Source organism: Micromonospora jinlongensis, assembly GCF_013410645.1.
In the GTDB taxonomy this organism is placed as follows: Bacteria; Actinomycetota; Actinomycetes; order Mycobacteriales; family Micromonosporaceae; genus Micromonospora; species Micromonospora zamorensis.
Genome location: NZ_JACCHK010000001.1, coordinates 1,103,332 through 1,120,233, shown reverse-complemented (window position 1 = coordinate 1,120,233; position 16,902 = coordinate 1,103,332). Strand labels below are relative to the sequence as shown.

Here is a 16,902-nt window from a genome sequence, read left to right as displayed (position 1 = left end):
CCCTGGGCTGCCACACGATGGAGGTTCAATGTCGACCCCGAAGAGATGGCACGTCATCGCCGCCGCGGCCGTGCTGCTGGTCACGGGCACACCCGCTGTCGTCGCCAGCGCCGGCCCGTCCGGGACCGCCGCCGGCCGACCCGACCGGTCGGAGTGGGCGGGCAGCTGGGCCACCGCGGTCACCCGGGGCAACTCGGTCGGGCTGACCAACACCGGCCTGAACGACCAGAGCGTACGGATGATCGTGCACGTCTCGGTGGGCGGCCCGGCGCTGCGGGTCCGCCTGAGCAACCTCTACGGCGAGCAGGCGGTAGCGGTCGGTCGGGCCACCGTTGCCCGACCCAACACCACCACCGCCGACGACCTCTCCGACATCGATCCGGCCTCGTTGCGCCCGCTGACCTTCACCGGCAACGCCTCGGCGACCATGAACCGGGGCGCGGAGCTGCTCAGCGACCCGCTGACGTTCCCGGTCGCCGACGACAGCGACCTGGTGGTCACCCTGCACTTCCCGACGCCGACCGGCCCGACCACCTTCCACGGGCAGTCCCAGCAGGCCAACTTCATCGGCGCCGGCGACCTCACCGGGGCCGCCGAGGGCACCGGGTTCACCACCCGTCCCACCTGCTGCTGGTTCTTCCTCTCCGGGATCGACGTACAGCGCAAAGCCACCCCGGGTGCGCTGGTGGTGCTCAGTGACTCCATCGGTGACGGCAACGGCAGCACCGTCAACGCCAACCGACGCTGGCCCGACCTGCTCTCCGACCGGCTGCTCGCCGCCCGGCCGGACCCGCGCACCCCGGGCGTGCTCAACCTCAGCCTGGCCGGCAACCGCCTCAACCACGAGGGCACCGAGCCGGGCGACGGCAACTACCCCGGCTACTACCAGCTCGGCCCGAACGCGGCGGCTCGACTCAACGAGGACGTCTTTCCCCAGACCGGGGTGCGCACTGTCGTCACCCACCTGGGCATCAACGACATCTGGATGTCCAACGACTCACCCGAGGCGATCATCGCCACCCTGCGGCAGATCAACCAGCAGCTCCAGCAGCGGGGGCTGACCAGCCTGGTGGCCACGCTGACCCCGTACGAGGGGCACGGCGCGCCCGGCGTGTGGACTCCGCAGAAGGAGGCCACCCGGCAGGCGGTGAACACGTACCTGCGCGGCAGCCGGGAGTTCGACGGACTGCTCGACTTCGACCGGGTGCTGCGCGACCCGGCGCGACCCAGCCAGCTGCTGCCCGCGTACGACTCGGGTGACCACATCCACCCGAACGACGCCGGCAACCAGGCGCTCGCCGACGCCGTGCCGCTGCGGCTGCTCGGGTTGTGACACCGGCCGGGGCGGCGGGTGATCCCCGCCGCCCCGGCACCGACATCCTGGGGAGGAGCGCGTCGTGACGGCGCAGGAGTTGCTCACCGGCCTGTACAGCGAAGAAGGCCGACAGAACCCGTACCCGTGGTACGCCGGCCTGCACCAGCTCGGGCCGGTCAGCGCGGTGCCACCCCGCGCCGAACACAAGACGGTGGCGGCGGTGGCGGTCGGCTACGACCTCATCGACGGGTTGCTGCGCGATCCGGAGTGGACCAAACAGCCGCCGCCGGGCTGGCAGGAGCAGGAGATCCTGCGCACCTTCCAGACCTCGATGATGTTCGTGAACCCGCCCGATCACACCCGGATGCGGCACGTGTTCTCCCGCACCTTCACCCCGCGTCGGCTGGGCGCGTTGGAACCGGTGATCCTGCGGGTGGTCGACGAGCTGCTGGACCGGATGGCCGACGCCGGAAACGCCGTGGTGGACTTCGTGGCGGACTTCGCGTACCCGGTCCCGGCGCTGGTGATGGCCGAGTTCATCGGCATCCCGGCGGGGGAGTTGGCGTGGTACCGCGAGCGGGTGGAATGGATCGACGAGTTCCTGGACGTCGCCGGGAAGACCCCGGAGCGGCTGGCCGCCGCCAACACCGCGGCCGAGGAACTGCGGGTCTTCTACCGGGAGTTGCTGGCGCACCGCCGCAGGGTGCCCGGGGACGACCTGTTGAGCGGGCTGGTGGAGGCCCTCGACTCGGGCGAGGTGGAGCTGACCGAGGAGGAGCTGGTCAGCAACCTGATCGTGCTGTTCAACGCCAGCTTCGTCACCACCGTCTACATGTTCAGCAACGGGGTGCCGTTGCTGCTGGCCCACCCGGAGACGGTCGCGGCGATGCCCACCGACGACAAGCTGACCGTGGGCTGCGTCGACGAGGTGTTGCGGTTGGAGAGCCCGGTGCACTTCCTGGCCCGTGCCGCGCCAGCCGACACGGTGCTGGGTGATGTGCCGGTCGCCCGGGACGACAACGTGCTGATCATCATCGGGGCGGCCAACCGGGACCCGGCACGGTTCCCGGACCCGGACGTCTTCGACCCGACCCGACCCGGCCCGCCGTCGTTGGCCTTCGGGGTGGGCCTGCACTTCTGTCTCGGCGCGGCGGTGTCCCGGCTGGAGGGCCGCCTCGCGCTGCCCCGCCTGTTCGCCCGGTTCCCCGGGCTGACCGTCACCGAGACGCCGACGTACAGCGGCAGCCTGTTCCTGCGCGGCATCGACAAGCTGCTCGTCAGCACCGGCGGATAGGAGCGACATGGCCCCGCACCCGGAGGTGGCGGCGTACCGGGCGGCCCGCGCCGCGACCGGCACCCCGCCGCTGTACACACAGACGCTGACCGAGGCGCGCGCCGCGGACCTGGCCGCGATCCGCGCCGGTTCCGGCGCGGTCGAGCCGGTGTCCGAGGTACGCGACGAGCGGATGCCCGGCCCGGCCGGCGAGCTGCCGCTGCGGGTGTACCGGCCGGCCGGGTCGGGCCCGCTGCCCACCCTCCTGTACTTCTTCGGCGGCGGGTGGACGCTCGGCAGCATCGACACCGCCGACGGCATCTGCCGGCGACTGGCCAACGCCGTGCCCTGTCAGGTGATCACCGTCGGCTACCGGCTCGCTCCGGAACACCCCTTCCCGGCGGCGGTGCACGACTGCCACGCGGCCACCAGCTGGGTCGCCGGCCACGCCGACCGGCTGGGCGTTGACCCGGACCGGCTGGCGGTGGGTGGGGACAGCGCCGGCGGGAACCTGGCCGCCGCGGTCACCCTGCTCAGCCGCGCGGACGGGCCCACGCTCGCCGCGCAGCTGCTGGTCTATCCGAACACCGACCAGAGCGGCGAGCCGACCGGCCCGGCCGACGACGACCCGACGCTGTTCAACAGCCGTTCGGTGGCCTGGTACCGGACGCACTACCTGGCCGACGAGGCGCACGCCCGGGACCCGCTCGCGTCGCCGCTGCTCGCCGACGACCTGACCGGTCTGCCCCCGGCGTTGGTGGTCACCGCCGAGCTGGACCCGCTGTGCGCGCAGGGGCAGCGGTACGCCGAGCGACTGGCCGCCGCCGGCGTGCCCACCCGGGTGCGGCACTACCCAGGGATGATCCACGGGTTCTTCGCCATGCCGGGCGTCTTCACCGATGGCCGGCGGGCGCAGGCCGACGCGGCGGCGTTCCTGCGGGAACGGTTCGGCCTGCCGCCCGGGCGTGACGAGCCGGCGGACGACCCGACGGGCACGGCGGTGCGCGGTGGTTGAGCCGGTGCTGACCGACCTGCCGGCCGTGTCGCTCACCGACTACGCCGAGCGGGCCCGCACGGTGCTCTCAGAGGACGTGTGGGACTACGTCGACTGCGGCAGCGCGTCCGAGGTGACCCTGTCGGCCAACCGTCGCGCGTTGGACCGGGTCGCCGTGCTGCCCCGGATGCTGCGCGGGGTGGACACCGTCGACCTCGGCGCCCGGCTGCTCGGCCGCCCGTACGCCATGCCGGTCGGGGTGGCGCCGATGGCGTACCAGCGCCTGGTGCACCCGGACGGGGAGCTGGGCCTCGCCTCGGCGGCCGGCGCGGCCGGGATCCCGTACCTGGCGAGCACGCTGGGCAGCACACCTCTCGAACAGGTCACCCGGGTCGGTGCGGACGTCTGGTTCCAGCTCTACTGGCTGCGCGACCGGGCCCTCGTCCGTGATCTGCTGGCCCGGGTCGTCGCGGCCGGTTGCCGGGCACTGGTGGTCACCGTGGACGTCCCGGTGCTCGGCCGGCGTCCCCGGGACCTGCGCAACGCCTTCCGGCTGCCGGACCACGTGGTGGCCGCGAACCTGCCCGACGGGCGCGACGCCCTGGCGCACGCCGGCGGACCCGGGGTGTCCGCGCTCGCCGCGCACACCGCCTCGTCGTTCGCGCCGGCGCTGCGCTGGGCGGACCTGGCCTGGCTACGCGGCCAGATCGACCTGCCGCTGGTGGTCAAGGGAGTGCTGGACCCCCGCGACGCCGTCGAGGCGGTACGGGTGGGCGCGGACGCAGTGGTCGTGTCGAACCATGGCGGCCGGCAACTCGACGGCGCGCCAGCCAGCGTCACCATGTTGCCGGAGGTCGTCGACGCGGTCGGCGGCGATTGTCAGGTGCTGCTGGACAGCGGCATCCGCAGCGGCACCGACGTGCTGCGGGCGCTCGCGCTGGGCGCCGCCGGGGTGCTGGTCGGCCGGCCGTTGCTCTGGGCGCTGGCCGCCGGTGGCGAACGCGGCGCGCGGGACGCGCTGGAGCTGCTCGCCGCCGAGCTGACCGACGCGCTCACCCTGGCCGGCTGCGCCGACCCCGCGGCGGCCGCCGAGCTGCGGACGCTCAATGCTGGCTGAGCGGTGACTGCCACCGAGCCGGTCGACCTGACCGTCGCCGACCTGCACCCCGCGCTGGGCGATCCGGCGCTGACCTCGATGAACTTCCTCAACGAGGTGTCCGAGCGCTACCCGGCGGCGGTGTCCCTCGCCGCCGGCCGGCCGTACGAGGAGTTCTTCGACCTCGCGGCGGTGCACCGGCACCTGGACACGTTCCACCGGCACCTCACCGACGACCTGGGTCACTCGTCCGAGCAGGCCCGGCGGCTGCTGCTCCAGTACGGCCGGACCAAGGGCATCGTGCATCACCTGATCGCCCGCAACCTCGCGGTCGACGAGGGGATCACCGTCGACCCGGAGGCCGTCGTGGTGACCGTCGGCTGCCAGGAGGCGATGTTCCTGGTGCTGCGGGCGTTGCGGGCCGGGCCGGAGGATGTGCTGCTCGCGGTCGCCCCGACCTACGTCGGGCTGACCGGGGCGGCCCGGCTGGTCGACCTGCCGGTGTGGCCGGTGGCCGGCGGAACGTCCGGGGTGGACGTGGCCGACCTGTCGGTCCAGGTGCGGCGGGCCCGGGCGGCGGGGCTTCGGCCGCGTGCCTGTTACGTGATGCCGGACTTCGCCAACCCGTCCGGGGTCAGCGTCTCGGCGGAGGACCGGCGGCGGTTGCTCACGCTGGCCGCCGAGGAGGACCTGCTGCTTCTGGAGGACAACCCGTACGGGCTGTTCCACTCCGCCGACGGGCCGCGCCCGCCCACCCTCAAGGCGCTGGACACCGGGCGTCGGGTCGTCTACCTCGGCTCGTTCGCGAAGACCGTGCTGCCCGGGGCGCGAGTCGGTTACGTGATCGCCGACCAGCGAGTGGCCGGGCCGGACGGCCGGGTCGGCCCGCTCGCGGACCAGCTCGCCATGATCAAGAGCATGGTCACAGTGAACACGTCACCGATCGCGCAGGCGGTGATCGGCGGCCGGCTGCTGGAGAACGGATGCAGCCTGGTGGCCGCGAACACCCGGGAGCGTTCCGCGTACACCCGGAATCTGCGCCACCTGGTGACCGGGCTGCGCCGACGGTTCCCGGGCCGGGCGGGCGGCCCGGCGGCGGTGCGCTGGACGGTGCCGGCCGGCGGGTTCTTCGTGGTGGTGACAGTGCCGTTTCCGGTCGACGACGCGCTGCTGGACCGCTCGGCCCGCGACTACGGGGTGCTGTGGACGCCGATGGCGCACTTCTACGACGACACGGCGCCGGTGTGCGCGCTGCGGCTGTCGGTCAGCGCGGTGACACCCCCACAGATCGACCTGGGGCTGGACCGTCTGACCGCACTGATCACCGACGAGGTGGCCCGCCGGGCGGGTTGACACAGCGCGTTCATCGGATGGCAATGCGCGACGACCCGCGTGCCGTCGTCCTGGTTGGACGGTCATAATAGGCCGCATGGTTGCCTGGGAGTACGCCCTGCTCGTCCGCCGCTATCAGGGACAGGGCCGCAATTTCCATGTCTCGTTTGTCTGGTACGCGCCGGACGGGTCCCGTAAGGACATCACCGCCTTCGGTGACACCGCCATCGCGCATCTCAACCGCGCCGGCCGGGAGGGATGGGAGCTGGTCTCCGCTGCCGAGGACGTGAACAACGTCCAGGGAAGCACCGAGGTCCACCGCTACCACCTAAAACGCCCCATGAACTAACCCCCCCGCGCCCCGACCCCCCCGCGCCCCACCCGCGTCGTCGATCATGGAGTTGTGGTGGTGGACGAACGCCGTGCATCCGCCCGTTTCGGGCACCACAACTCCATGATCGACGCGGCCGGGGTCAGGGCCGCGGCCAGGCCGGGTCAGGTCAGGTCAGGTCAGGTCAATCCCGGGGTAGAGGGGGTGCGGGGCCAGCAGGTCGGTGGCCTGGCGGGCGACCTTGTCGGCCAGAGCGGCGTCGAGGGTGTACTTCGCCTTCGACGGGGTGCCGTCGGCGTTGGCGCCGGCCGTGGTCTGCGTCAGCACCGTGTGCATCAGCTCCGCGGTCTGGTCCATCTCGGCGGTGCCGAGCCCCCGGGTGGTCAGGGCGGGCGTGCCGACCCGGATGCCCGACGTGTACCAGGCCCCGTTCGGGTCCTGCGGGACCGAGTTGCGGTTGGTGACGATGCCCGAGTCCAGGAGAGCCTGCTCGGCCTGCCGGCCGGTGAGCCCGTAGCCGGACACGTCGATCAGCACCAGGTGGTTGTCGGTGCCACCGGTGACCAGCTTCGCGCCCCGCCGCAGCAGCCCTTCGGCGAGCGCCTGCGCGTTGTCCACGATCCGCTGGGCGTAGTCGGCGAAATCGGGCCGGCGGGCCTCCGCGAGGGCGACCGCCTTGGCGGCCATCACGTGCGGCAGCGGACCGCCGAGCACCATCGGGCAGCCCCGGTCCACCTGGTCGGCCAGCTCCGGCTGGCAGAGCACCATGCCGCCGCGCGGGCCGCGCAGCGACTTGTGGGTGGTGGTCGTGACGATGTGGGCGTGCGGCACCGGGTCGAAGTCGCCGGTGAAGACCTTGCCGGCGACCAGGCCGGCGAAGTGTGCCATGTCGACCATGAAGGTCGCCCCGACCGAGTCGGCGATCTCCCGCAGGATCCGGAAGTTCACTTTCCGCGGGTACGCCGAGTAGCCGCCGACCAGGATCAGCGGCTTGAACTCGCGGGCCGCCTCGGCCACCCGGTCGTAGTCGATCAGACCGGTTTCCGGGTCGGTGCCGTAGCTGCGCTGGTCGAACATCTTGCCGGAGATGTTCGGCCGGAACCCGTGGGTCAGGTGGCCGCCCGCGTCCAGCGACATGCCGAGCATCCGCTGGTTGCCCAGCTCACGGCGGAGCGCGAACCAGTCGGCCTCGGTGAGGTCGTTGACGTGGCGGACCTGCGCCTTCTTCAGGGCGGGGGACTCCACCCGGTCGGCCAGCACCGCCCAGAACGCCACCAGGTTGGCGTCGATGCCCGAGTGCGGCTGCACGTACGCGTGCGCGGCGCCGAACAGCTCCCGGGCGTGCTCGGCGGCGAGCGCCTCGACCGTGTCGACGTTCTGGCAGCCGGCGTAGAAGCGGCGGCCGACGGTGCCCTCGGCGTACTTGTCGCTGAACCAGTTGCCCATGGCCAGCAGGGTCGCCGGGGAGGCGTAGTTCTCGCTGGCGATGAGCTTGAGCGATTCCCGCTGGTCGGTCAGCTCGGCGCCGATGGCGTCGGCCACCCGCGGCTCGACAGCCCGGATCACCTCAAGGGCACTACGGAATGCGGTGGACTCGGCGTTGCGCGACATGCGACCTCCAACAGACGTGCGGGAAGGCCCAGGCGCTCGGCAAACGTCCTCATGACGGGGCCGCTCCCCGATGGTTGTCCATCCCCACGCGCCAGTAACGGCCCGGTCCGATCCTACCGGGCCGGCCGGGGCCGTCCCGGGCGACCTCCGCACGTCGCGCCCCGGAAGGGTTGGGCGGCCGACGTCGGGGCACACCGTAGGGAGCGGTTACCCCTGCCGGTACGACCGCCACCCGCACGAGAGGAGTCACCCATCATGACCACACCGTCCAGCGACCGGCCGCTCGCCGTGGTGACCGGGGCGTCCAGCGGAATCGGGTACGAACTGGCGGCGCAGTTCGCCGAGCACGGTTTCGACCTCATCGTGGTCGCCGAGGACGACGGCATCTCGTCGGCGGCCGAGAAGCTGCGCCGCGACGGAGGCCCGGAGGTCCAGCCCGTCCGTGTCGACCTGGCCCGTGAGCAGGGCGTGGAGGAATTGGCGTCCACGATCGCCGCCACCGGTCGCCCGGTGGACGCCCTGGCGCTCAACGCCGGCCGGGGCGCTGGCGGCGCCTTCGTCGGCGGTACCGAGCTGCGCGACGAGTTGGAGATCGTCGACCTCAACGTCCGCTCGACGGTGCACCTGGCGAAGCGGTTGCTGCCCGGCATGGTCGAGCGGGGCGCCGGCCGGGTGCTGTTCACCTCGTCGATCGCCTCGACCATGCCGGGGCCCTTCCAGGCGGTGTACAACGCCTCGAAGTCGTTCGTGCAGTCCTTCGCCGAGGCGCTGCGCAACGAGTTGAAGGACACCGGTGTCACGGTGACCTCGCTGATGCCCGGGCCGACCGACACCCAGTTCTTCGACCGGGCCGACATGGAGGACACCCGGGTCGGCTCGGGCTCCAAGGACGACCCGGCGAAGGTCGCCGCGCAGGGCTTCGAGGCGCTGATGAAGGGCGATCAGACGGTCACCGCGGGTTCGCTGATGAACAAGGTGCAGACCGCCGCCGGCAAGATCATCCCGGACAAGCTCAAGGCCGAACAGCACCGCCGGATGGCCGAGCCGGGTTCGGGCGACTGACCCCCGGTGCACGACGAAGGGCCCGGCAACGTGCCGGGCCCTTCGGTGTGAGCAGGCGCCTCAGGCGGTCACCGCGTCGATCGCCTTCTTGATCGCCTTCGGGTCACTGGGCGTACGAGGGGCGTCCGCCCGCAGCGCGATCATCCGCTCGCCGATCTCCTGCAGCTGCTTGCGACCCAGGGCGTCGCGGACCTTGGGGAACCACTCTTCTTCTTCCTCCTCGACGTGGTGCGTCACGTTCTCGATCAGCACCGTCGTCTTGGCGTTGAAGTGCTCGTGGTCCGCGTCCATGGCGGCCAGCTCGGCGCAGAGCACGTCGGCGACGTGGTGCTCCTCGTACGACTCGAGGATGTCGTCCTCCAGGTCGGGCAGTAGCCGGCGGACCTCCGGGTACATCACCTCGTTCTCGAGGTAGGTGTGCACGGTCAGGGCCTCGATGATCTGCCCGACCAGCTTCTGCCGCTTGCTCGCCGGCCCCTCCTCGGCATCCTGGAAGGCCTTGAACAGGCGGCGCATCTCCTTGTGGTCCTCTTTGAGCAGGACGATGGCATCGGTCGACACCGGTATGACCTCCCTGAAAAGTCTCGGCTGGTGGGGTTCCGGTACCCCCACGCCGAATGCGGAAACAGGTGAAACAGCCTCAGACCATTGCCAGGGTGCGGGGGATCTCGTCGAGCAACTCCCGAGCCAGAAAGCCGATCCGGCCGTACCGGGGGATCAGCCGCTGACCGCTCACCGCGTGCGCGAACGAGCCCCAGCAGGCGGCCTGCGCCGGGTCGGCTCCCCGGGACAGCAGCCCCGCCAGCAGCCCGGCGAGCACGTCCCCGCTGCCGGAGGTGCCCAGCCCGGCGTCGCCGCTCTCCTCCCGCCAGCCCCGCCCGTCCGGGGCGGCCACGTGCCCGTACAACGAGACGACCGCCTCGTAGCGGACGGCCAGCTCGGCCGCCTCGGCGTCCAGGTCGTCGCCCGGATCCCGCCCGAGCAGGTGCCCGGCCTCGGTGACGTTGGGCGTGAGCACCACGGGCCGGCCCGAGCCGACCAGCAGGTCCGGTGCGTGGCTGAGGGCACCGAGCGCGTACGCGTCGAGCACCAGTGACGTCTGCGGCCGGGCCGCGTCCAGGACCAGGCTCAGCAGGCGGTTGGTTTCGTCGATCGCCTTCAGGCCGGGGCCGAGGGCCACCACGTCGGCCTGCGCGACCAGCTCGCCGAGCTGGCCCTCCCGGTCGGCGGCGACCGCGCCGTCGGGGGTCTCCGGCAAACCGACCACCAGCGCCTCGGGCACCTCGATGCTCAGCGTGGCGGCGGTGGACTCGGCGGCGGCGAGCTGGAGCACCCCGGCCCCGGCGCGCAACGCGGCCACCCCGGCGAGGAGCACCGCGCCGGGGGTGAAACGGGAACCGCCGACGACCAGCACGGTGCCCCGACTCTCCTTGCCCCCGGCCGGCACCGGCAGCGCCCAGTCCCGCAGCAGCCCCGGCGTGATCACCTTCACCTCAGACCGGCTCGGCATGGATCTCGTCCTCCTTGGTTGGCCGGGCGCCCTGCTGACGCAGGTGCGCGACATCGTTGAAGGCGGTGAGCGCCAGGCGGTCCTCACCGTCCGCCGACCACTCGGTGATCGAACAGTTGGCGATGACGTCCTGCCGGGTGAGTGCCATCAGTTCGTCCTCGGTCAACCCCTCCACCAGATAGCGAAGCAGGAAGACCAGCGCGTCGTGGCCGAAGAGCAGCACCCGGCAACCCTCGTGGTCACGGCGCAGATCGCCCAGCAGCGTCCGCAGCCGCAACGCCACGTCCGTCCAGGACTCCCCGCCCGGCGGCCGGTAGTAGAACTTGCCCAACCGCTCCCGACGGTCGGCCTCGTCCGGGTACCGCCGGCGCACCCCGTGCCCGGTCAGCCCGTCGAGGATGCCCAGTTCCCGGTCACGCAGCCGCTCGTCGCGGTGGACGGGAATGTCGGTGCCGGCCAGCGCCAGCCGGGAGGTCTGCACCGCGCGCAGGTACGGCGACACCACCGCCACATCCGGGCGCTTCGCGTCCGGCAGCTCAGCCAGCCAGCGGCCGGTCGCCCTGGCCTGGTCCTCGCCGGTCGGGGAGAGTGGCACGTCGGCGTCACGGTGGGTGAGATCGATCAGCTCCGCGCCCGACGCCTCGGCATGTGTCGCCGCGACGTTCGCGGTGCTCTCGCCGTGCCGGACGATCCAGAGGGTTGCCAGTTCCGCCATGCCGACCCCCTACCCGGGCGCCGTCGACGGTAACCGCGCGCCCCGATGCCGTACCGGTCCGCGCCGGGTTGGTCCGCCGCCGGGCGGCGCTGTCAACTTCGGGGCAGCGGCGGGACGGGTAGACGGTCGACAATGTCCGCCTACGGGGGTGGTGGGCGATGACTGTCGTGCGGGGTCTGCGGGAAGCGTTGGTGTTGTTCGTGATCGCCGCACTTGTGGTCGCGGTCGCGGCGGCGCTCTGGGTGGCGGTCGCCGGCGGCGACTACACGAGTCGGTTCGGCATCGCGTTGATGGTGGCCGGGGCGCTGTCCGGCGTGACCGGTGACCTGACGCTGAGTCGGATGGGCATGCTCGACGCGCGCGCCACCTTCGGTGTCGCGCCGGAGCGCGAGGAGGCCGGCGGCGGGCGCGTGCTCACCGGGGTCGGCATCTTTCTCTTCGTCGGGCTGCCGCTGATCCTGGCCGGCGTGCTGTTGATCACCTGACCGGCGTCGTACCCTCAGGGGCGTGGCCACGGCGGCGGAGGAGATCCAGGTGGGGGAGCGGCTGGTCCGCGTCTCCAGCCCCGACAAGCCCTACTTCCCGGAACGTGGGCTGACCAAGCTGGACGTGGTCCACTACTTCCTGGCGGTCGGCGACGGCATCCTGCGCGCCCTGCGGGACCGGCCCACGATGCTGGAGCGCTGGCCGCGTGGCGTCTTCGAGGGCGCGACGATCGCGACCCGGCAGACCAACAAGGGCGACGCGTTCTACCAGAAACGACTGCCGGCCGGCGCGCCCGAGTGGGTGCGGACCGCGCACATCAGCTTCCCCAGTGGCCGCACCGCCGACGAGATCGCGCCGAGCGAGTTGGCCGTGGTGATCTGGGCGGCCAACATGGGCACATTGCGTTTCCACCCGTGGCCGGTCAGCGCCTCCGACGTGGAACGCCCCGACCAGCTGCGCATCGACCTCGACCCGATGCCCGGCGTCGGCTTCGAGCAGGTGGTGCCGGTGGCCCGCGAGGTCAACGCGTTCCTCGCCGAGCTGGGGATGACCGGCTACCCGAAGACCACCGGCGGGCGGGGCCTGCACGTCTACCTGTCGGTCGAGCCGCGGTGGAGCTTCGGCGAGTGTCGCCGGGCTGTGCTCGCCCTGGGCCGCGAGATGCAACGCCGGTTGCCGGAGCTGGTCACCACCACCTGGTGGCGCGACCAACGCGACCGGCCGGTCTTCATCGACTACAACCAGATGGCCCGCGACCACACGGTGACGTCGGCGTACTCGATCCGGCCGACACCGCAGGCCCTGGTGTCGGCGCCGCTGGAGTGGGCGGAGCTGGACGACGCCCGACCGGAGGACTTCGACGTGCTCAGCATGCCGGCCCGCTTCGCCGAGCGCGGCGACCCGCACGCAGGCCTGGACGGCGACCGGCACTCGCTGGAGCCGCTGCTGGAGCTGGCCGACCGGGACGGCCTGGAGGCCCCACCGGAGCGCTGAACGCTCAGGCCCAGGGGCTGCCGGCGCCGTCGAACTCCTCGAACACCAACCAGGTGCGGGTGGACAGCACCCCCGGGATGCTCTGCACCCGGCCCAGCACCACATCCCGCAGTGCGGCGTTGTCCGGCGCGCGGACCAGCGCGAGCACGTCGTGGTCGCCACCGAGCAGCGCGGCGTGCTCGATGTAGCGCACCCGGGCCAGCTCGGCCGACACCTCCCGCCAGGTGTTCTGCTCGATCGTCAACGCGACGTACGCCGAGGTGCCCAGCCCGGCCGCCTCGGGTGCCACCTGGGCCCGAAACCCGGTGATCACCCCGTCGCGCAGCAGCCGCTCCACCCTGGCGTACGCGTTGGTGCGGGAAATGTGGATCCGCTCGGCGAGGGTGCGCACCGACGTCCGACCGTCCCGGACCAGCTCGTCGAGGATCCGCCGGTCGACCTCGTCCAGGGCTCGGGCCGATCGTCCCGATCCCGCCGCCCGGCCCGTGCCGTCTGCGGTCTCCTGGCTCACCGCCGGTCCCTCCACATGCCAACCGTCCCGCCTTCTACGTGGATCTTGAGTCAATCATCCAACAGGCGAAGCATAGGCTCACCACACGTCCCAGGAGGTTCCGCCGTGACGACCACTCCCCAGGCGGTCCGCAGGGCATCCCCGCGCACCCGTCGGGCGGCCACCCCGCCCGACCCGGCGCGCCCGCTGCTGCCGAACACCGAACCCGTCCGCCTGCTCGACCCGACCGGCACGCCGCTGCCGGCCCGCACCGACTATCCGGAGCCGCCCGTCGAGGTGCTGCGCGAGCTGTACCGCCGGATGGTGCTCGGCCGCCGCTTCGACACCCAGGCGACCGCCCTGACCAAGCAGGGCCGGCTGGCCGTCTACCCGTCCTCGCGGGGCCAGGAGGCGTGCCAGGTCGGCGCGGTTCTCGCGGTCCGCGACACCGACTGGGTCTTCCCCACCTACCGCGAGTCGATGGCGCTGGTTGCCCGGGGCATCGACCCGGTCGAGGTGCTCACCCTGCTGCGCGGCGACTGGCACTGCGGCTACGACCCCACCGAGGTGCACACCGCGCCGCAGTGCACCCCACTCGCCACCCAGTGCGTGCACGCCGCCGGCCTCGCGCACGGCGAGGCGTACCAGGGGCGCGACACGGTGGCGCTGGCGTTCATCGGTGACGGCGCGACCAGCGAGGGTGACTTCCACGAGGGGATCAACTTCGCGGCCGTGTTCAAGGCACCGGTGGTCTTCTTCGTGCAGAACAACCGGTACGCGATCAGCGTCCCATTGTCCCGGCAGACCGCTGCGCCGTCGCTGGCCTACAAGGGCGTCGGCTACGGCGTACCCAGTGAGCAGGTCGACGGCAACGACCCGGTCGCCGTGCTCGCCGTGCTCACCCGCGCGGTCGCGCACGCCCGTGCCGGCAACGGGCCGTTCCTGGTCGAGGCGCACACCTACCGGATGGAGGCGCACACCAACGCCGACGACGCCAGCCGCTACCGCGACGGCGCCGAGGTCGACGCCTGGCGGGACCGGGACCCGGTCGCCCGCCTGGAGACCTACCTGCGCGCCCGTGGTGTGCTCGACGACGCGGCGGTCGCCGAGGTCACCGAGCAGGCCGAGGCGTACGCGGCGGACCTGCGGACCCGGATGAACGAGCAGCCCACCGTGGACCCGATGAGCCTCTTCGACCACGTCTACGCCGAACCCACCCCGCAGCTGATCGAACAGCGCGAACAGGTCCGCGCCGAGCTGGCCGCCGCCCGCGACGAGGAGGGTGACGCCTGATGCCCACCACCATGGCGAAGGCGCTCAACACCGCGCTCGCCGACGCCCTCGCCGCCGACGACCGGGTCGTCGTCTTCGGTGAGGACGTCGGCCAACTCGGTGGCGTCTTCCGGATCACCGACGGCCTCCAGGCCCGCTTCGGCGAGAACCGCTGCTTCGACACCCCCCTCGCCGAGGCCGGCATCGTCGGCTTCGCGGTGGGCCTGGCCATGTCCGGGCTGCGGCCGGTCGTCGAGATGCAGTTCGACGCGTTCGCCTATCCGGCGTTCGAGCAGATCGCCTCGCACGTGGCGAAGCTGCGCAACCGCACCCGGGGCAAGCTCAGCGTGCCCATCGTCATCCGGGTGCCGTACGCCGGCGGCATCGGCGGGGTCGAGCACCACTGCGACTCGTCCGAGGCGTACTACGCGCACACCCCCGGGCTGAAGGTGGTCACCCCGGCCACCGTCGAGGACGCGTACTCGCTGCTGCGCGAGGCGATCGACGACCCCGACCCGGTGGTCTTCATGGAGCCCAAGAAGCTCTACTTCGGCAGCGCCGAGGCGCAGTTGCCGACGCGTACCGAGCCGTTCGGTAAGGCCGTCGTGCGGCGGGCCGGACGCGACGCCACCCTCGTGGCGTACGGGCCGGCGGTGCCGGTCGCGCTCGAGGCCGCCGAGGCCGCCCGCGAGGAGGGCTGGGACCTGGAGGTCGTCGACGTCCGCACCATCGTGCCCTTCGACGACGAGACCATCGCCGCCTCGGTCCGACGGACCGGCCGCTGCGTGGTGATCCAGGAGGCGCAGGGCTTCGCGGGTGTCGGCGCGGAGATCGCGGCCCGGGTGCAGGAGCGGTGCTTCCACGCGCTGCACGCCCCGGTGCTGCGGGTGGCCGGGCTGGACATCCCGTACCCGGCGCCGATGCTGGAGCACACCCACCTGCCCGGCGTGGACCGGGTGCTCGACGCGGTGGCCCGGTTGCAGTGGGACGACCAGCCGGACCCGCGCTGGGCGGCGCAGGGCAGCGCGGCATGACCACCGTCGAGCGGACGCAGGTCTTCCTCCTGCCGGACCTGGGTGAAGGGCTGAGCGAGGCCGAGATCGTCGAGTGGCGGGTCGCCGTGGGCGACATCGTCACTGTCGACCAGAGCGTGGTCGAGGTGGAGACAGCCAAGGCGGTCGTGGACGTGCCCTGCCCGTACGCCGGCCGGGTCGTCACCCTGCACGGCGCGGCCGGTGAGGTACGGCCGGTCGGCCAGCCGCTGATCACCATCGCGCCCCTGGACGGCGACGACGAGCCGGCCGGGCACGCCACCTACCGCGAGGAGGAGCGGGCCGGCTCCGGCAACGTGCTGATCGGCTACGGCACCGGGCACGGCGGTGCCACCCGGCGTCGGCGTCGACCCCGCCTGGCGCTGGCGCCCGAACCGGCCGCGGCCGGTCCCGCTCGCGGGTCCGACGTGGTTGGCGACATCGGTCCGACCGCGGTCGGTCACCCCGGCGCAGCCGCGGCGACCGCCCTGGTCATCTCGCCGATCGTGCGGCGGCTGGCCCGCGAGCACGGCCTCGACCTGGCCACTGTGCGGGGCAGCGGGCCGGGCGGGGTGATCCGCCGCGCCGACGTGGAGGCGGCGCTGGCCGTGCCCGCCGCCCGCCTCACCGCCGTGCCGGACCCGCACGTCGCGCTGGCCCCGGCCGGGGACGGCGACGTCATCGTCCCGCTCACCGGCGTACGCAAGGTCATCGCCGACAAGCTCTCCCGCAGCCGGCGGGAGATCCCCGAGGTGACCATCTGGGTCGACGTGGACGCCACCGGCCTGCTGGAGACCCGCGCGGCGATCAACGCGGCGACTCCCGACGCGCCGGTGAGCATCCTGGCCCTGCTGGCCCGGATCTGCCTCAGCGGGCTACGCCGGTTCCCGCAGCTCAACGCCCGGGTCGACACCGAGGCGCAGCGGATCGTCCAGTCCGCCGGCGTGCATCTCGGCATCGCCGCGCAGACCGACCGGGGTCTGCTGGTGCCGGTGCTGCGCGACGCCCAGCGGCTCACCACCGCCGAGTTGGCCGCCGAACTGGCGGTGACCACCGCCGCCGCGCGGGCCGGCAGCCTGCCGCCGGCCCGGCTGACCGGAGGCACGTTCACGCTGAACAACTACGGGGTGTTCGGCGTCGACGGCTCCACCCCGATCATCAACCACCCCGAGGCCGCCCTGCTCGGGGTCGGGCGGATCGTGGACAAGCCATGGGTGGTCGACGGGCAACTCGCCGTGCGCAAGGTGACCCAGCTCAGCCTCACCTTCGACCACCGGGTCTGCGACGGCGGGGTGGCCGGTGGCTTCCTGCGTCACGTCGCCGACTGCGTGGAGCGCCCGGCGTTGCTGATCGCCGCCGTCTGACGGCGTACACCTCCCGGCCCCGGCGCC

General features: G+C 72.5%; 17 protein-coding genes and 1 riboswitch. Of the genes, 12 read left to right on the top strand and 5 right to left on the bottom strand.

What is annotated here, in order from left to right:
- Positions 1–55 precede the first annotated feature (55 nt).
- From HNR22_RS04685 to HNR22_RS04660, 6 genes are all read left to right on the top strand, one after another.
- On the top strand, positions 56–1,333 hold the full coding sequence (locus HNR22_RS04685; protein ID WP_179783405.1) for a GDSL-type esterase/lipase family protein: 1,278 nt from the start codon (positions 56–58) through the stop codon (positions 1,331–1,333).
- Between the two features lie 64 nt (positions 1,334–1,397).
- Positions 1,398–2,609: a cytochrome P450 gene (locus HNR22_RS04680; protein WP_179779236.1), complete on the top strand. Its 1,212-nt coding sequence runs from the start codon at positions 1,398–1,400 to the stop codon at positions 2,607–2,609.
- Between the two features lie 7 nt (positions 2,610–2,616).
- Complete coding sequence (locus tag HNR22_RS04675; protein ID WP_179779235.1) at positions 2,617–3,603, top strand: alpha/beta hydrolase; 987 nt, start codon at positions 2,617–2,619, stop codon at positions 3,601–3,603.
- Entirely contained in the window at positions 3,596–4,699 is a 1,104-nt protein-coding gene (locus HNR22_RS04670) for an alpha-hydroxy acid oxidase (RefSeq protein WP_343059682.1), read from the top strand. The genes HNR22_RS04675 and HNR22_RS04670 overlap by 8 nt, the downstream gene beginning before the upstream one ends.
- Before the next feature lie 3 nt (positions 4,700–4,702).
- Positions 4,703–6,031 carry an aminotransferase class I/II-fold pyridoxal phosphate-dependent enzyme gene (locus HNR22_RS04665; protein ID WP_343059681.1) on the top strand — a complete coding sequence of 443 codons (1,329 nt, stop codon included), beginning with the start codon at positions 4,703–4,705 and terminating at the stop codon, positions 6,029–6,031.
- Between the two features lie 67 nt (positions 6,032–6,098).
- Complete coding sequence (locus tag HNR22_RS04660; protein ID WP_088948331.1) at positions 6,099–6,359, top strand: hypothetical protein; 261 nt, start codon at positions 6,099–6,101, stop codon at positions 6,357–6,359.
- A gap of 156 nt (positions 6,360–6,515) precedes the next feature.
- On the opposite strand, the gene HNR22_RS04655 is transcribed toward HNR22_RS04660, so the two are convergent.
- Positions 6,516–7,952: a glycine hydroxymethyltransferase gene (locus HNR22_RS04655; protein ID WP_179779233.1), complete on the bottom strand. Its 1,437-nt coding sequence runs from the start codon at positions 7,950–7,952 to the stop codon at positions 6,516–6,518.
- Positions 7,953–7,971: 19 nt separating this feature from the next.
- Positions 7,972–8,061, bottom strand: a riboswitch (ZMP/ZTP riboswitch).
- Positions 8,062–8,207: 146 nt separating this feature from the next.
- Between HNR22_RS04655 and HNR22_RS04650 the strand changes: the two genes are divergently transcribed.
- A complete protein-coding gene (locus tag HNR22_RS04650; RefSeq protein WP_179779232.1) occupies positions 8,208–9,014 on the top strand; it encodes an SDR family NAD(P)-dependent oxidoreductase in 807 nt (268 codons plus the stop codon).
- 60 nt (positions 9,015–9,074) lie between these two features.
- On the opposite strand, the gene HNR22_RS04645 is transcribed toward HNR22_RS04650, so the two are convergent.
- From HNR22_RS04645 to HNR22_RS04635, 3 genes are all read right to left on the bottom strand, one after another.
- Entirely contained in the window at positions 9,075–9,575 is a 501-nt protein-coding gene (locus HNR22_RS04645; protein ID WP_179779231.1) for a hemerythrin domain-containing protein, read from the bottom strand.
- 79 nt (positions 9,576–9,654) lie between these two features.
- The gene (locus HNR22_RS04640; RefSeq protein WP_179779230.1) at positions 9,655–10,524 is read right to left on the bottom strand and encodes an NAD(P)H-hydrate dehydratase; all 870 of its coding nucleotides are present in this window, start codon (positions 10,522–10,524) and stop codon (positions 9,655–9,657) included.
- Positions 10,508–11,239 carry a histidine phosphatase family protein gene (locus HNR22_RS04635; RefSeq protein ID WP_179779229.1) on the bottom strand — a complete coding sequence of 244 codons (732 nt, stop codon included), beginning with the start codon at positions 11,237–11,239 and terminating at the stop codon, positions 10,508–10,510. The genes HNR22_RS04640 and HNR22_RS04635 overlap by 17 nt, the downstream gene beginning before the upstream one ends.
- Positions 11,240–11,397: 158 nt before the next feature.
- On the opposite strand from HNR22_RS04635, the gene HNR22_RS04630 reads away from it, so the two are divergent.
- The gene (locus HNR22_RS04630) at positions 11,398–11,724 is read left to right on the top strand and encodes a hypothetical protein (protein ID WP_179779228.1); all 327 of its coding nucleotides are present in this window, start codon (positions 11,398–11,400) and stop codon (positions 11,722–11,724) included.
- A gap of 22 nt (positions 11,725–11,746) precedes the next feature.
- A complete protein-coding gene (locus HNR22_RS04625; protein WP_179779227.1) occupies positions 11,747–12,718 on the top strand; it encodes a non-homologous end-joining DNA ligase LigD in 972 nt (323 codons plus the stop codon).
- 4 nt (positions 12,719–12,722) lie between these two features.
- Here the strand turns inward: HNR22_RS04625 and HNR22_RS04620 are convergent, their stop codons facing one another.
- Positions 12,723–13,229, bottom strand: a complete 507-nt coding sequence (locus tag HNR22_RS04620; protein WP_179779226.1) for an Lrp/AsnC family transcriptional regulator — start codon at positions 13,227–13,229, stop codon at positions 12,723–12,725.
- A 105-nt stretch (positions 13,230–13,334) separates the two neighbouring features.
- Here HNR22_RS04620 and pdhA point away from each other — a divergent pair, with 105 nt between their 5' ends.
- Genes pdhA through HNR22_RS04605 form a run of 3 tightly spaced genes read left to right on the top strand, consistent with a single transcriptional unit; the run spans position 13,335 to position 16,875 of the window.
- Complete coding sequence (gene pdhA, locus HNR22_RS04615) at positions 13,335–14,501, top strand: pyruvate dehydrogenase (acetyl-transferring) E1 component subunit alpha (protein WP_425488039.1); 1,167 nt, start codon at positions 13,335–13,337, stop codon at positions 14,499–14,501.
- Positions 14,498–15,514, top strand: coding sequence for an alpha-ketoacid dehydrogenase subunit beta (locus HNR22_RS04610; protein WP_179783402.1), 1,017 nt, complete (start codon positions 14,498–14,500; stop codon positions 15,512–15,514). The genes pdhA and HNR22_RS04610 overlap by 4 nt, the downstream gene beginning before the upstream one ends.
- Complete coding sequence (locus HNR22_RS04605; RefSeq protein ID WP_179779225.1) at positions 15,511–16,875, top strand: dihydrolipoamide acetyltransferase family protein; 1,365 nt, start codon at positions 15,511–15,513, stop codon at positions 16,873–16,875. The genes HNR22_RS04610 and HNR22_RS04605 overlap by 4 nt, the downstream gene beginning before the upstream one ends.
- Positions 16,876–16,902: the final 27 nt, after the last annotated feature.